12 protein-coding genes and 1 pseudogene are annotated in these 13,845 nt (G+C 68.8%); 5 read left to right on the top strand and 8 right to left on the bottom strand.

Translation table 11 applies throughout. The features are described from left to right. Positions 1-40: 40 nt before the first annotated feature. The 6 genes from AC1DZV_RS15125 to AC1DZV_RS15100 all read right to left on the bottom strand — a co-directional run bounded on the left by AC1DZV_RS15125 (position 41) and on the right by AC1DZV_RS15100 (position 7,335). Positions 41-2,821: a PEP/pyruvate-binding domain-containing protein gene (locus tag AC1DZV_RS15125; RefSeq protein WP_476954026.1), complete on the bottom strand. Its 2,781-nt coding sequence runs from the start codon at positions 2,819-2,821 to the stop codon at positions 41-43. A 166-nt stretch (positions 2,822-2,987) separates the two neighbouring features. After that, positions 2,988-3,305, bottom strand: a complete 318-nt coding sequence (locus tag AC1DZV_RS15120; RefSeq protein ID WP_079552423.1) for a hypothetical protein — start codon at positions 3,303-3,305, stop codon at positions 2,988-2,990. A 145-nt stretch (positions 3,306-3,450) separates the two neighbouring features. Then, complete coding sequence (locus tag AC1DZV_RS15115; protein ID WP_459383703.1) at positions 3,451-4,506, bottom strand: zinc-dependent alcohol dehydrogenase family protein; 1,056 nt, start codon at positions 4,504-4,506, stop codon at positions 3,451-3,453. A gap of 133 nt (positions 4,507-4,639) precedes the next feature. Then, positions 4,640-5,830 (bottom strand): acetyl-CoA acetyltransferase, encoded by a 1,191-nt coding sequence (locus AC1DZV_RS15110; protein ID WP_476949951.1) that lies wholly within the window; start codon positions 5,828-5,830, stop codon positions 4,640-4,642. Further along, positions 5,827-6,507 (bottom strand): CoA transferase subunit B, encoded by a 681-nt coding sequence (locus tag AC1DZV_RS15105; RefSeq protein WP_459383705.1) that lies wholly within the window; start codon positions 6,505-6,507, stop codon positions 5,827-5,829. Before AC1DZV_RS15105 ends, AC1DZV_RS15110 begins: the two co-directional genes overlap by 4 nt. An 81-nt stretch (positions 6,508-6,588) precedes the next feature. Further along, the gene (locus AC1DZV_RS15100; protein WP_476949950.1) at positions 6,589-7,335 is read right to left on the bottom strand and encodes a CoA transferase subunit A; all 747 of its coding nucleotides are present in this window, start codon (positions 7,333-7,335) and stop codon (positions 6,589-6,591) included. A 249-nt stretch (positions 7,336-7,584) separates the two neighbouring features. On the opposite strand from AC1DZV_RS15100, the gene AC1DZV_RS15095 reads away from it, so the two are divergent. Then, a complete protein-coding gene (locus AC1DZV_RS15095) occupies positions 7,585-8,367 on the top strand; it encodes an IclR family transcriptional regulator (RefSeq protein WP_230010098.1) in 783 nt (260 codons plus the stop codon). A 135-nt stretch (positions 8,368-8,502) separates the two neighbouring features. Then, on the top strand, positions 8,503-9,408 hold the full coding sequence (locus AC1DZV_RS15090) for an NADP-dependent oxidoreductase (protein ID WP_476949949.1): 906 nt from the start codon (positions 8,503-8,505) through the stop codon (positions 9,406-9,408). A 52-nt stretch (positions 9,409-9,460) separates the two neighbouring features. Here AC1DZV_RS15090 and nadE read toward each other — a convergent pair whose 3' ends face one another. Then, a complete protein-coding gene (gene nadE, locus AC1DZV_RS15085) occupies positions 9,461-10,282 on the bottom strand; it encodes an ammonia-dependent NAD(+) synthetase (RefSeq protein ID WP_026539367.1) in 822 nt (273 codons plus the stop codon). A gap of 243 nt (positions 10,283-10,525) precedes the next feature. Next, a pseudogene (locus tag AC1DZV_RS15080) lies at positions 10,526-10,729 on the bottom strand (substrate-binding domain-containing protein); the annotation flags it as partial. A gap of 240 nt (positions 10,730-10,969) precedes the next feature. On the opposite strand from AC1DZV_RS15080, the gene AC1DZV_RS15075 reads away from it, so the two are divergent. The 3 genes from AC1DZV_RS15075 to AC1DZV_RS15065 all read left to right on the top strand — a co-directional run bounded on the left by AC1DZV_RS15075 (position 10,970) and on the right by AC1DZV_RS15065 (position 13,777). Then, the gene (locus AC1DZV_RS15075) at positions 10,970-12,217 is read left to right on the top strand and encodes an FAD-dependent oxidoreductase (protein WP_476954025.1); all 1,248 of its coding nucleotides are present in this window, start codon (positions 10,970-10,972) and stop codon (positions 12,215-12,217) included. 71 nt (positions 12,218-12,288) lie between these two features. Further along, positions 12,289-12,873 carry an orotate phosphoribosyltransferase gene (gene pyrE, locus AC1DZV_RS15070; RefSeq protein ID WP_476949947.1) on the top strand — a complete coding sequence of 195 codons (585 nt, stop codon included), beginning with the start codon at positions 12,289-12,291 and terminating at the stop codon, positions 12,871-12,873. A gap of 94 nt (positions 12,874-12,967) precedes the next feature. Continuing rightward, positions 12,968-13,777 (top strand): GAF and ANTAR domain-containing protein, encoded by an 810-nt coding sequence (locus tag AC1DZV_RS15065; RefSeq protein WP_243181431.1) that lies wholly within the window; start codon positions 12,968-12,970, stop codon positions 13,775-13,777. The last annotated feature ends 68 nt before the right edge of the window (positions 13,778-13,845 follow it).

Here is a 13,845-nt window from a genome sequence, read left to right as displayed (position 1 = left end):
AATTCGACGGCCCGGCGCCGGCCGGTCCGGAGGTCCACGCTCAGCCAGCCAGGCTGCCGGCGGCCGTCGCGGGGGAGAGCGGGGCATCCACCTGCCGCACCGTTCCGGCCGATCCGTCCACGGTCACGGTCTCACCGGTCCGCAAACGGGTGGTCGCGTCCGGCACGCCCACCACCGCCGGGATGCCGTATTCGCGGGCCACCACGGCGCCGTGCGAGATCACCCCGCCCATTTCCATCACCAGGGCGCCGGCTGTCATGAACAGCGGCGTCCAGCCGGGGTCGGTGGAGGGTGCCACGAGGATTTCCCCGGGCTCGAGGTGCGCGCCCACCGGATCCAGGATGACGCGGACCGTTCCGGTGGCGGTGCCGGCCGACGCCGGTGTCCCGGCGAGGGCGCCGGAAGCGGGGGACTTGGCCATCACGGCCGCCTCCACGTCCGTGCCGTCGGAGAGCAGGAGCCGGGGAATCCGGCGCCGGCGTAGTTCGACGTCGTAGATCCGGTGGCGGCCCGCGACGATGCCCTTCAGGTCGGCACCCCGCAAACCCACACGGACCTCGTCGAATTCCAGGAAATACACGTCGTCCGCGGCGGCGATCGCACCGGACCGGGCCAGCTCGATGCCGATCGCGTTGAGCTGGCGGTGCATTTCCGCGAGGGCGAGGATGATGTAGAACTTGGGCAGTTCGCGCAGTCCGGACAGCTGGCGGGTCCGGCGCAGGCAGAATTCCACCAGCCGGGCACGGATCCGGCTCCGGGCCCTGGTCCGTTCCACCAGGCTGCGGATCCTGGCCTCGGCATGTTCCTCGGCGCGGGCGAACTGCCGGTCGGGCGCTTGCTCAGGGTCGGCCACATGAAGGTAGTTCGAGATCATCCCGAGGATATGGTCCGGTTTTTCCGACCACCGCGGCATGCCAAGGTCGATCTCTGCCACGGCGCGGTGGCCGTAGCGGTCCAGGAACCCGTGCAGGCCGGTCTGTGCCACTGCGGGCAGCGAGCCGGCCTTGTACAGGGCGGCCAGTTCCCTTGGCCCGTGGGCCAGGAACACTTCCCGGGACGCGGCATTCGCGCCGACGGTGACGGCCAGTTGCCAGAGTTCGAGGTCCATCTCGGTGGTGACATTGTTGGGCAGACCCCGCAACACGGCCTCGAGTTCCCGCGGTGCCGCGATGCCGCGCAGCAGCCTGCGCGCCCCGGCCAGCATGAGGTACCCAACGGACGGTCCGGGCAGCGTCGCCAGGATCAGCCCGTCCACGGTGTTCTCCAGGATGCGCTGGGCGTGATCGAGCCGGCCAAAAGTGGTGGCCGGTTCCGGCAGGACAAGTTCGGATTGAAGGCGATCTCCGTAATCGAAGGCGCGGCGCAGTTCGGCGGACGGCCGCACCGCGGCCCGCACCAGGGACGGAAGCAGCCGGACCGTCAGGCCCAGGCCGGCCATGGTTCCGGGATCGCGCCCTGCGCTATTGCCCGCTGCGCCGCTGCCGGTCCCCGGCCGCCGGGGGGCCAGCCTGCCCGCCGCGCCGTGCCGTGGCCGCCGGGACGGCCGTTTGCGCACGCCGAACCGCGGGTCATCCAGGAGTGCCGGAAAAACCGCGCCGGACCTGCCGTCCGCCAGCGGAAGCATCCGCAGCAGGTAGCGGCGGCCGTACCTGTTGCGCACCATGGGCGTCACGTCCACATACATCCGCAATCCCGGGTTGACGTACCGCCACGGCCCGTTGCGGTTCCGCATTGAGCCCAGCACGGAGAGCCCCATGGGGGTCAGGGGCCTGGTCAGGCCCTGGAGCAAGGTGCCGCACAGGTAGACGTGGGGGTCGACGTCGGCTCCTGCCTCCGCGCCCAGCGGTTCGGCGGCCGCAGGCTCCGGCAGCGGATACAACGTGGTGATGGGCCGCGACTGGGTCACCCAGATCCTGCCCGCGGCGTCGATCACCCATTCCACATCCTGGGGTGCCCCGAACAGCCGCTGGACGGTATCGCCGAGGGCCGTGAGTTCGCGGATCCGGGCGTCGTCCAGGCTCGGCCGCCGCCGGACTGACGTCCCCTTCGGTGAACGGAGGAGGATGCGTCCCGTGGCCGTATCCACGACGAAATGGTCCGGGTTGACGCTGCCGGAGACCACCGCCTGGCCGGGCCCGGCGCTCGCATCGATGACCGTTTCGGTCCGGGTGCCCGTCACGGGATTGGCGGTGAAGAGCACGCCGGCGCTGGTGGCGGTGATGAGGTCCTGGACGACGACGGCGAGGCCCACCTCACGGTGGCTGATCCCGTTGGCGGCGCGGTAGGCCACAGCCCGTTCGGTCCAGAGTGAGGCCCAGCAGCGCCGGACCGACTCGACCACGGCGTCGGCTCCGGAGATGTTCAGGAAGGAATCCTGCTGGCCGGCGAAGCTGGCGAAGGGCAGGTCCTCGGCGGTGGCGGAGGATCTGACTGCCACTGTGGCCCGGTTGCCGAGCACTGCATACGCGCCGCGAAGGGCGGCATCGACGTCGGCGGGAATCGGCGCGGTCACGATCATTTCCCGCGCCTGCCGGGCCAGTTCGCCCAGGTCCGGTCCGGGCCGGTGCAACCCGGGGCGGCCTGGCTGGCCGGGGCGGGATTCGCCGTCGTCTGTTTCGCCGTTGTTCGACGGGTGGGGCTGCGCGGCGTCCAGCCGGGCCGCCAGCGCGTCGAGTTCGGCCGGGGCCGCCTTCCGGTAGGCAACCGTGGTGAGGCAGAATCCGCGGGGTACGCGGAACCCGGCGGTCGTGAGCTTGCCGAGGTTCAGGGCCTTTCCGCCCACGAGCGGCAGGGGAGCGGAACCCAGTGCGCTGAGATCCATGACGAGACTTTCCGGCGCCCTGCCATCTGCAGAACCCATTTCCCTGCTCCCACGTCCTGTCCGCGTCTTCAAGCCACGTGTTCACGCCACGTATTCAAGCCGCGGGCGGCCGCCGGGKCCTCAGTCCGGCGGCGCGGCGGCACCTCTGCCAAGCGAGCCTGCCGGCCTACTGGCCGGCGTCGGCCTCGCCGGTGTCTTCCCACATAAGATCCAGGTTGCGGAAGACCGGAGGGCCGTCGCACAGGGCGGCCATCTGCGCGGCGAATTCGGAGGTCTCGGGCCGGTTGGAGTTCTCCATGGCCGACTCGTAGGAGTCGAATTCCACGATCGTGAGGTACGTTCCGGGGCGGTCGCGGTCTGCGGTGGCCATGATCCGGCGGAAGGTCGGGGCAGTGGTTCCCTCCGTCCTGGAGGGCCGGCCGAGTTGCTCGATCTCCTCAATGCGGGAGGTCTGAAATTCGATGATCTGCACGAACCTGGCCATGACGGCTCCCTTGACGGCGGCGGATGCTGATGCGCTTCACGCTAGACCCTCGTCCTTGCCCGTGCAAGGGCGGGAGCCAGCAGTACAGCCAGGGCCGGCGCGGGCGGCGGGGGGGGGGCACGCGCGGCCGCCGTCGAGAGCCCGGCTACGGGGTCAGGAGGACCTTGATGGCGCGCCGTTCGTCCATCGCGCGGTAGGCCTCGGGTGCCTCCTCCAGCGGCATGACCGAGTCGAACACGCGGCCCGGATTGATGGTGCCGTTCAGCACGTCCGCCAGCAGTTCCGGAATGTACGTCCGGGCCGGGGCCATGCCGCCGCCGATCGAGATGTTGGTGTCGAACAGGAAGCGCAGCGGGGCTTCGGCGCCGCCGGTGGGGACGCCGACAAAGCCGAGGGCGCCTCCCGGGCGGACGCTGTGCAGGGCCTGTTCCATGGATTCTTTGGTCCCCACGCACTCCAGCACGGAGTCGGCCAGAACGCCGCCGAGCAGTTCGCGGACCTTGGCGACGCCCTCGTCCCCGCGTTCGGCGACGATGTCCGTGGCCCCGAATTCGCGGGCGATCGCCTGGCGGTCGGCGTGCCGCGACATGGCGATGATCCGCTCCGCGCCGAGGCGCTTGGCGGCCAGGACGCCGCAGAGCCCCACGGCGCCGTCGCCGACCACCACGACCGTCCGGCCGGGACCGGCCTTGGCCGCGAGTGCTGCGTGGTGGCCGGTGGCCATGACGTCGGAGAGCGTGAGCAGGCTGGCGCGGAGGGCGTCGTCCGGGTCGGTGACGCCTGGGACCTTGACCAGCGTGGACTCGGCGAGCGGTACGCGCACGGCCTGGCCCTGGCCGCCGTCGATCCCGTGGCCAGTGTCATCCTTGCCGCCCCAGCCGGCGAGGTGGTCGCAGGCCACCGTGACGCCGTCGAGGCACTGTGGGCACGCGCCGCAGCTGACCACGAACGGAGCGATCACGAAGTCGCCCACGGCGAGGTCTTTGATGTCGTCGCCGACGCTTTCGACCGTCCCGATGAACTCGTGCCCGATCGCGGACGGCTTGTGGGTGGGCTTGACCCCGCGGTACGGCCAGAGGTCCGAGCCGCAGACGCAGGAGGCGGTGACCTTCACGATGACGTCGGTGGGCAGCTGGAGGGTGGGGTAGTCGCGGTCTTCGACTCGGATGTCGCCGGGACCGTGGATGATGGTGGCGCGCATGGGTGCTCCTCGCATTGTGGTGGATGGGCTGGGAACGAGTTTAGTCCCGTGGCATCCCGGCCACGCAGGCGAGGACAAGCAACGCGGGGTCAGATCCGGCCCATTAAGGGCCGTATCTGACCCCCGCGTTGCTTTAGAGGGCTTCGAGCACGCTGACGTAGTTGGCGATGCCCACGCCACCCATGTTCTGCACCGCTGCCCGGCGCGGGTTGGCCAGCTGCATGTCTCCGGCCGTGCCGGTGAGCTGCATCGCGGCGATGACGTGCTGGGAGACGCCGGTGGCGCCGACGGGGTGGCCCTTGGCCTTGAGGCCGCCCGAGACGTTGACCGGCAGCTTGCCGTCCTTGAAGACCCAGCCTTCCTCGAGCGCCCGGGCACCCTGGCCGCGTTCGGTCAGCCCCATGGCCTCATACATGAGCAGTTCGGCAATGGTGAAGCAGTCGTGGACTTCCGCGAAGTCGAGCTCCTCCAGCCCGACGCCGGCCATCCGCAGGGACCGCTGCCAGGAGGCACGTGTGGCGGCGAATTCGGTCGGGTCCCGGCGCTCGGCGGGGAAGAAGTCGTTCGCCTGGCCGAAGCCGGCGAGCCGCACCGGCGCGGTTGCCCCGCCGGTCGGGGCGACGCTGAGGACGACGGCGGCGGCGCCGTCGGAGACGGGGGAGCAGTCGGTGCGGCGCAGCGGGTCGGCCACCATCGGGTTCTTGTCCGAGACGGTGCGGCAGAAGTCCTCGCCGAGGTCCTTGCGGAGCTGGGCGTAGGGGTTGTCGACGCCGTTGCGGTGGTTCTTCGCCGCGATGGTGCCCAGGACGTCGCCGAGGCTGCCGGCGCCGTAGCGCTTGCCGTAGTGCTTCGCCACCTCGGCGAAGAGTCCCGTGAACCCGGTGGTGGAGGCCTTGCCGGCCATGTCGTAGTCCGCGCCGAGCAGGGCCGCGCCCACGACGTCGGCCCCGGCCTGCGTCATCTTCTCGGCACCGATCACCAGGACGGTCTTCGCGGTGCCGGCAAGCAGGGACTTGGTGCCCTGCTGGAACGCGGCAGAGCCGGAGGCGCAGGCGTTCTCGACCCTGGTGGAGGGAACGTTGGCCAGCTGATCCGAGACCTGCAATGCGAGGGAGGACGGGAAGGCCAGCGGCATCATGCCGGAGTTGAACTGGCCGAGGTAAATCTCATCGATCTGGCCGGGCTCGATCCCGGCGTTGCCGATCGCCTCGGTGGCGACCTCCACGATCAGGGACTCCAGGGTTTCTTCGCTCAGCTTGCCGAACCGGCTGTGGCCCCAGCCGGTGAGCAGGACGTCCTTGCCGAACTGGTCTTTGAGGCTCATGCCGTCGCTCCTTCAAATTCGAGCGCGACATCGAAGTCGGCTTCGGTTTTTTCGCGGATTTCCTCCACGGTGACGCCCGGCGCGAGGCGCGTGAGCGTGAGCTTCCGCCCGCCGTCTGCTTTGTGCTCATTCTTCACAAGGTCGAAGACCGCGAGGTCGCTGATGATGCGGTCCACGCAGCTGAGCCCGGTGAGGGGCAGCGTGCATTCCTTGACGATCTTGGCGGTGCCGTCCTTGGCGTTGTGCTCGGTGAGGACCACGACGCGCGGGGTGCCGGCCACGAGGTCCATGGCACCGCCCATGCCCTTGACCATCTTGCCGGGGATGGTCCAGTTGGCGAGGTCTCCGTTCCCGGAGACCTGCATGGCGCCCAGGATCGCGACCTTCACGTGACCGCCGCGGATCATGCCGAAGGACGTCGCGGAGTCGAAGATGCTGCCGCCGGGCAGAACCGTGACGGTCTGCTTGCCGGCGTTGATCAGGTCCGCGTCTTCCTCGCCCTCGAAGGGGAACGGGCCCATGCCGAGGAGGCCGTTCTCGCTCTGCAGGACAACGCGGACGCCGTCGGGCAGGTTGTTGGCCACCAGCGTGGGGATGCCGATGCCAAGGTTGACGTAGTCGCCGTCGTTCAGTTCTTCGGCCGCGATTGCGGCCATTTCATCTCGGGTCCAGGCCATGGTGGTTCTCCTTGGAAAGTCAGGGTGCAGGGGTGGGGCGCCAATGCCGGCGCGCCSGGGGTGGGCGGCGCTCGGGCCGGATTAGACGGTGACGGCGGAGGCGGCCTGCGCCGGCTCTGTTTCCGCTGCGGGCCGCGGGCGGACGGTGCGCTGTTCGATGTCCTTGACGCGGCCGCTGGCCTGGACCAGGCGCTGGACGAACACGCCGGGGGTGATGATGTGGTTCGGGTCCAGCTGGCCGGGCTCGACGATCACTTCGGCCTCGGCGACGGTCACGGCGGCGGCCGTGGCGACCACGGGGTTGAAGTTCTGCGCGGTGTACCGGTAGATCAGGTTGCCGTCGGTGTCGGCCGTGTGGGCGTGAACCAGGGCGACGTCGGCCTTGATGGCGCGCTCCTGGACATAGGTCTCGCCGTCGAACTCCGCCAGCGGCTTGCCTTCGGCGACGAGGGTGCCCACGCCGGTCTTCGTGTAGAACGCCGGGATGCCGGCGCCGCCGGCGCGCAGCCGCTCAGCAAGGGTGCCCTGCGGGGTGAACTCCACCTCCAACTGGCCGGCGAGGTACTGCTCGGCGAAGAGCTTGTTTTCCCCAACGTAGGACGCGATGACCTTGCGGACCTGGCCGCCTTCGATCAGGACCCCGAGGCCCTTGCCGTCCACGCCCATGTTGTTGGAGACGACCGTCAGGTCCTTCACCCCGGAATCCCGCACCGCCTCGATCAGATCAGCGGGGATCCCGCTGAGCCCGAAACCGCCGACGGCGAGCGTCATGCCGTCGCGCAGTACGTCCTGCAGAGCGGCCGCTGCCCCGGATTTCACCTTTGACATTGCATCTCCTCATTGAGCTCGTCTTGCTATCCACTCCGGCAATCCACTTTGTGGACTCCATGCCTGAAGAAGGAGCCTATGGTGTGTCACGGACCACTGTCAACGTGGAGTTTCCCCGCAAATTGGCGGAGTTTATAGTGTGGACGCTACCCTTGGCACTATCCATTATGTGGATACCTGATGGTAAAATCGGGTAAAAGCAACGTGGGTGACAGCATCACCCAGTTCCTGGCCGACGTGAGGCAAGCAATGAATACAACCCCCGTCCAGGGCGCCCAGGTGGTCAGCCGGGCAGCCGGCCTGCTGCGCCTGGTCGGCCGGAAGCCGGAGGGCTGCCCCCTGGTGGAGCTCGTGCGCGAATCCGGCCTGACGCGGCCCACCGTGCACCGGCTGCTGAGCTCGCTCGCGGCCGAGGGGCTGCTGGACCAGGACCCGGGCAGCGGCAACTGGGTCCTGGGTCCTGAGATCCTGCTGCTGGGGTCTGTGGCCTCGGCGCGCTTCCCCCTGGAGGACATCGCGAGGCCGAGCCTGCGCCGCCTGGCCGAAGAGACCGGCGAAAGCGCTTTCTTCTCCATCCGCCGCGGCAACGAGACCGTGTGCCTGCTCCGGGAAGAAGGCAGCTTCCCGGTCCGTTCCTTCGTGCTGCACGAGGGGGTGCGGTTCCCGCTGGGCGTCGCCTCCGCAGGCACCGCCATCATGGCCTTCCTGCCGGCACAAGAGCAGGAAGAGCTGCTCGCCAACTGGGCAGCCCACGCCGGCAGCTTTGCGGCCGCGCACACCGCAGCACTGGTTAGGGAGAACCTCGAAGCGACGCGGCAGGCCGGCTATTCGGTCAATCCGGGGCTGGTCCTGGAAGGCAGCTGGGGGATGGGTGCGGCGGTCTTCGACCAGCGGGGGCGCCCCGCCTGGGCGCTGTCCCTGACCGGTATCGAGCCGCGCTTCCGGGAGGACCGGCGTCCGCAGCTGGGGCGGCTGCTCCTGGAAGAAGCGCACCGGATCTCCACGCTGCTGACCCGCTCGCCAGGCGCCTGACCCTGGCCATGGCCCCGGTCCGGCTCAGGCTGCCTCGGACGGTTCAACTCGCCGGGCGACTCTTGCGCAGTCGCCGCTTGTGCCAGAAGCTGGCAGCACAGGCCGCATCGCGTCGAGCCGAAGGAGCAAAGCCTCATGAAAGACATCAAGATCTCTTTCGATCACTATGGCAGCCCGGATGTCGTCACGGTTGGCGAGGAGGAACCGCCGGTTCCGGCGGAGATCGAGGTCCAGGTGGAGATCCGCGCCGTCGGCGTCAACCCGGTGGACTGGAAAATCGTTGCCGGCTACCTGGAGCCGTACCTTGCCCTGGACTTCCCTGCAGTTCCCGGCTGTGAGGCGGCAGGAATCGTGACCGCCGTTGGCCCCGGCGTGACCGGCTATGAGGTGGGCGACGACGTCATCTGGAATGGCATTTCCGGGGCCTACCGTGCCCTGGCCAATTTTCCGGCCAGCCAGCTGACGCCAAAACCCGCGGGCATCGATTTTGAGCAGGCCGCGTGTGTCGCGATAGCTGGCGGCACGGCGTATTCGGCGCTGGTTCAGCTTGGCATTGGCGTGGGGGACACGGTCCTCATCCACGGCGCAGCGGGCGGGGTCGGCTCGGCGGCAGTCCAGATCGCGCGGCAGCTCGGCGCCCAGGTCATCGGCACCGCTTCAGAGCAGAACCACGACTATTTGCGCGGCCTCGGCGCCGTGCCGGTGGCCTACGGCGAGGGGTTCGTGGAACGCGTCCGCGCACTGGGCACCATCACCGCCGTCGTGGACACCTTTGGCGGGGAGGAGACGACGACGGCGACGGTCCATTTGCTCGGCGGCCACGGCGCCGCGGTGACCACAGTGCCTGGAAAGGAGACCAACGCCGCCGGAATTGCACCGGTCAGGCTGCTGGACGGACGGGTAGCGGAGGCGGCCCGGCTGTCGGCCGAGGGAAAGCTCCGCTTCAGCATCCAGGAGCGGATTCCCCTCACCGATGCGGCCCGGGCACTGGGCATCAGCCGCGCAGGCCATGTCCAGGGCAAACTCGTGCTGATCCCGTAATTGGAACCCCGCGGGGCGAGCCTGCAGCCCGGCCCGGGGCTCCCGGCTCAGGCTATTTCCACCAGGTGTCGAAAATCGTCACCGGGACCGTGCGCTTGTGGCGGGTCCGCAGGTACATCGCCTCGATCCGTTCGGCAGCGGCATCGGGTACGTCACGGCCCTCGAGGTAGTCATCGATCAGGTCGTAGCCCAGGCCGAGTTCGTCCTCGTCGGTGCGGCCCGGCTTGCCGTCCAGCAGATCCGCCGTCGGAACCTTTTCCCAGATCCGGGCCGGTGCGCCGAGTTCAGCCAGCAGGGCGCGGTTCTGGCGCTTGTTAAGGCCGAACAGCGGCAGGATGTCCGCGCCGCCGTCGCCGAACTTGGTGAAGAACCCCGTGACGGACTCGGCGCCGTGATCCGTGCCGATCACCAGGTAGTTGTGCTCGCCGGCCAGGGCGTACTGGGCAATCATCCGGGTCCGGGCCTTGGTGTTGCCCTTGTGGAAATCGGAGATCTCCGTGCCCACGGTCTTCTCGAACTCGTCCTCGAAGCCATCTACCGCGGCCGAGATGTTGAACGTCCATTCGGTCTTGGCGCGCACGAAGTCCAGGGCCGCCTGGGCGTCGTCCTCGTCATGCTGGACGCCGTAGGGCAGCCGCACGGCCACGAAGTTCGCCTCGGTGCCCTCGGCCTCGAGTTCCTCGACCGCCAGCTGGGCCAGCCGCCCGGCCAGGGAGGAGTCCAGGCCACCCGAGATGCCCAGGACGAAGCCCTTGGTGTGGGTGGCCGTCAAGTATTCCTTCAGGAACGTCACGCGTTTGCGCACCTCCCCGGCAGGGTCGATCCGGGGCTGCACGCCCATTTCCTCGATGATCTTCGCCTGGAGTTCACGCATGCCTCACAGCCTAGTCAGCGGTGTCAACAACGCTCAACTATTGCGCCGGACCGGCGGCTGACACGCGGATCCGGCGTCGAAATGGCTTCGGTTCCGGACGGCGGCTACGGTTTCGGACCGTTGCGACTTAGATCCCCGGTGCGCCGGTCCGAATTCGGCGCCCCTGGCCGGAACCGCCCCGAAAACCGCACCGCCGGCCGCCGCCGGCCCGGTCCTGACTGGGCACCGGCCCGGACGCCGGGCCTATTGAGCCTGCCGCACCGGACCGGTGGAGCCGCGGACCGTGAGATGGGTGGGCATCACGGACCGGCTTCGGGTGCCACCGCCGGCGAGCGGGTTCAGCTGGGCCAGCAGCATGGACACCGCCACGCGGCCGGCCTGCTCGATCGGGGAGGCCATGGTGGACAGCGGCGGACTGCAGAAGTCGGCGCCAAAGATGTCGTCGCAGATCCAGGGCAAGTCGGAGTTCCAGGGCACGTTCAACGAGAACGTCTTCTGCGACTCCTTCGACACCCGGCTCTAAACTGGCGCGGCGGGGCTGCGGGCGCCTAGGTTTCGGCTCGCCGCTAGGGTTTCGGGCCGGTGCTGCGCGGATCCCCGCCGCGCCGGTCCGAAGCCGCGGCGCGGGTCCGAAACGTGCGCGAAAAACCCCTCCCGCGGCACCCCGCGCAGGCGTAGCGTGGGGCCATGGAGAAGACCGGATGTGCGGTGGTGGGCGGTGGACCTGCGGGGATGATGCTGGGCTTGCTCCTGGCACGGGCCGGGGTGCGGGTGACGGTGTTGGAGAAGCACGCCGATTTTCTGCGCGACTTCCGCGGCGACACCGTGCACCCGTCCACCATCCGGCTCATTGACGAACTTGGGCTCGGCCAGGAGTTCCGCCGGTTGCCGCAGAGCCGCCTGAAGAACGTCGTTTTCCCGGTCCCCGGCGGGCAGGCCGTGACCATGGGCGACTTTGACGCCCTGCCGCCGCCGTACAACTACATCGCCATGATGCCGCAATGGGATTTCCTGAGCTTCCTCGCCGAGGCCGCGGCCCAGGAACCGGGGTTTACGCTGCTCATGAGCCACACCGCCACGGGCCTGGTCCGCAACGGAGGCCGCGTCCGCGGAGTCCGCTTCCGGACCGCCGACGGCACGCAGGACGAGCTCCCGGCGGACCTGGTGGTTGCCACGGACGGCCGCCATTCTGTGCTGCGCACCGCGGCCGGGCTGGCGCCAAAGGAGTTCCCGGTGCCCTTCGACACCTGGTGGTTCCGGCTGCCCCGCTATCCCTCCGAAACGGGTGAGGTGGCCGGGCTCGTGCCGGCGTTCGGCCCCGGCGAGGCGCTGCTGGCCTTGTTCCGCAACGACTACTACCAAATGGGCTACCTCGCCGCCAAGGGCGCCGATGCCCGGATCCATGCGGAAGGCGTCGAGGGCTTCCGACGGCGCGTGGCGGCCCTCCGCCCGGATCTTGCGGACCGGGTTGACGCCATCGAATCCCTCGATGACCTCCACTGGCTGGACGTGCGCCTGAACCGGCTGCACTCGTGGCACATCAATGGGCTGCTGTTCATCGGGGACGCCGCGCACGCGATGTCCCCGGCCGGCGGCGTCGGAATCAACCTCGCCATCCAGGACGCGGCCGCCGCCGCCGAGTACCTTGCCCCCGCACTGCTCCGGGGCAGGGTGACCACCGCAGACCTGGAGAAAGTCGAACGACGGCGCCGGCTGCCCACCGTCATTGTGCAGAGCGCCCAACGGCTCATGCAACACACGATCTTCGGCCCGGTCCTGACCGGGAAGCGGACAAAGTTTCCGGCCGCGGCACTCTTCATCGCCCGGCACATTCCGGCGTTCCGCAAGATCATTCCCCGCTTCATCGCCTTTGGGCCGCGGCCCGAGCACGCACCGGCCTTCGCGCGGCGTGCCGAACCCCAGCCGCAGCCCTAGCCCTGACCCGGGACCGACATACAGCCCACCGGCTGGGAATCCGCGGCGGACCAGCCACTAAACTGGGAGCCATGACTGCCACCCGTGACTTCGCAGCCGACGCTGCCGCTGCCCGTGCCCGACTCCTGGAACTGATCAAGGAACTGGCCGTCGTCCGCGGCAAGGTCACCCTCTCCAGCGGCGCCGAAGCCGACTACTACATCGACCTGCGCCGCATCACCCTGCACCACGAGGCGTCCAAACTCGTCGGACAGGTCATGCTCTCGCTGATGGAGGACGCCGGGATCGATTTCGAGTGCGCCGGGGGACTCACCATGGGGGCGGACCCGGTGGGCACCGCCGTCATGCATGCCGCCGTCGACGCCGGCCGCCCGGTGGACGCTTTCGTGGTCCGCAAGGCGCAGAAGTCCTACGGCATGGGCCGCCAGGTGGAAGGCCCCTCGGTCGAGGGCCGCAAGGTCCTGGTCCTGGAGGACACCTCAACCACCGGCGGTTCCGCGCTGACCGCCGTCGAGGGCGTCCGCAAGGCCGGCGGCAACGTGGTGGCCGTCGCCGTGATCGTGGACCGCGACACCGGGGCCAAGGAAAAGATCGAGGCCGAAGCCGGTGTTCCGTATCTCTTCGCCTTCGGCAAGGACGAACTCGGCCTTAGCTAGGGGTCGACGCCGGACGGCAAAGGTGGACGGGGTATGGGCCGTGACCTATCATTTGTCCCATACCCGTCCATCCTTTATCTGGAGAACACGCGCCATGCTCCCGTCCGAAAAGTCCCTGAACAGCGGTGTGAACCGCGGCCCTGAGGGGCAGGGCGCCGACATCTCGGTGGGAACGGTCGACCAGATCCAGAACCTGATCCTGGACAGCGCGGACTTCGAAGAGTTCCTGAACGAACTCGCGCGTTTTTCCGCGCACCAGGTGGCCGGCTCCGGCGACGACGCGCTGTGCGGAATCACCCTGCTCCGGGACCGTAAGGCCGCCACGATCGGGTGGAGCAGCGACTCCGCCCGCGAAGTGGACGAGATCCAGTACTCACTGTCCCAGGGCCCCTGCCTGACCGCCGCCAAGGAGGAACGGGAGGTCTACGTCCCGGACCTCTTCGACGAGGACCGCTGGGGTCCTGACTACGCCTCCGCCGTCGCCTCGCACGGCCTGCGCTCGGTGTTGTCGGTGCCTTTCCACCTCCAGGGCGAAGCCCAGGCGGCCCTGAACCTCTACTCCGATGTCCCGCACAAGTTCGACGGCGACGTCGCGGTCCGGGCCCGCGGCTACACCCGCGAAATCTCCCAGGCGCTGCGGCTGGCAGTCCGGTTCTCGCTGCACACGGACAGTGCCACAAACCTGCGCGCCACGCTTGAATCCCGGACCGTGATCGACATGGCCATCGGGATCGTCATGGCGCAGAACCGTTGCGACCAGGAAACCGCCGTCCGGATCCTCACCGACGCCTCCAGCAACGGCAACGTCAAGCTGCGCGACATCGCCAAATCCCTGGTGCAGTCTGTCGGCGGAACGGCAACCCGGACGCACTACGAGGAGCCGGATAGGAGGCAGGCCGGCTGAACCGGCAGCAGTCTATGACTTGTGTGCGACCACAAGCGCGGATACGCTGAATGCGGTTGAGCCGTCGG

The sequence above is a fragment of the Arthrobacter sp. P1_D12 genome (assembly GCF_056406175.1).
This window is presented reverse-complemented; position numbering and strand designations above follow the sequence as displayed.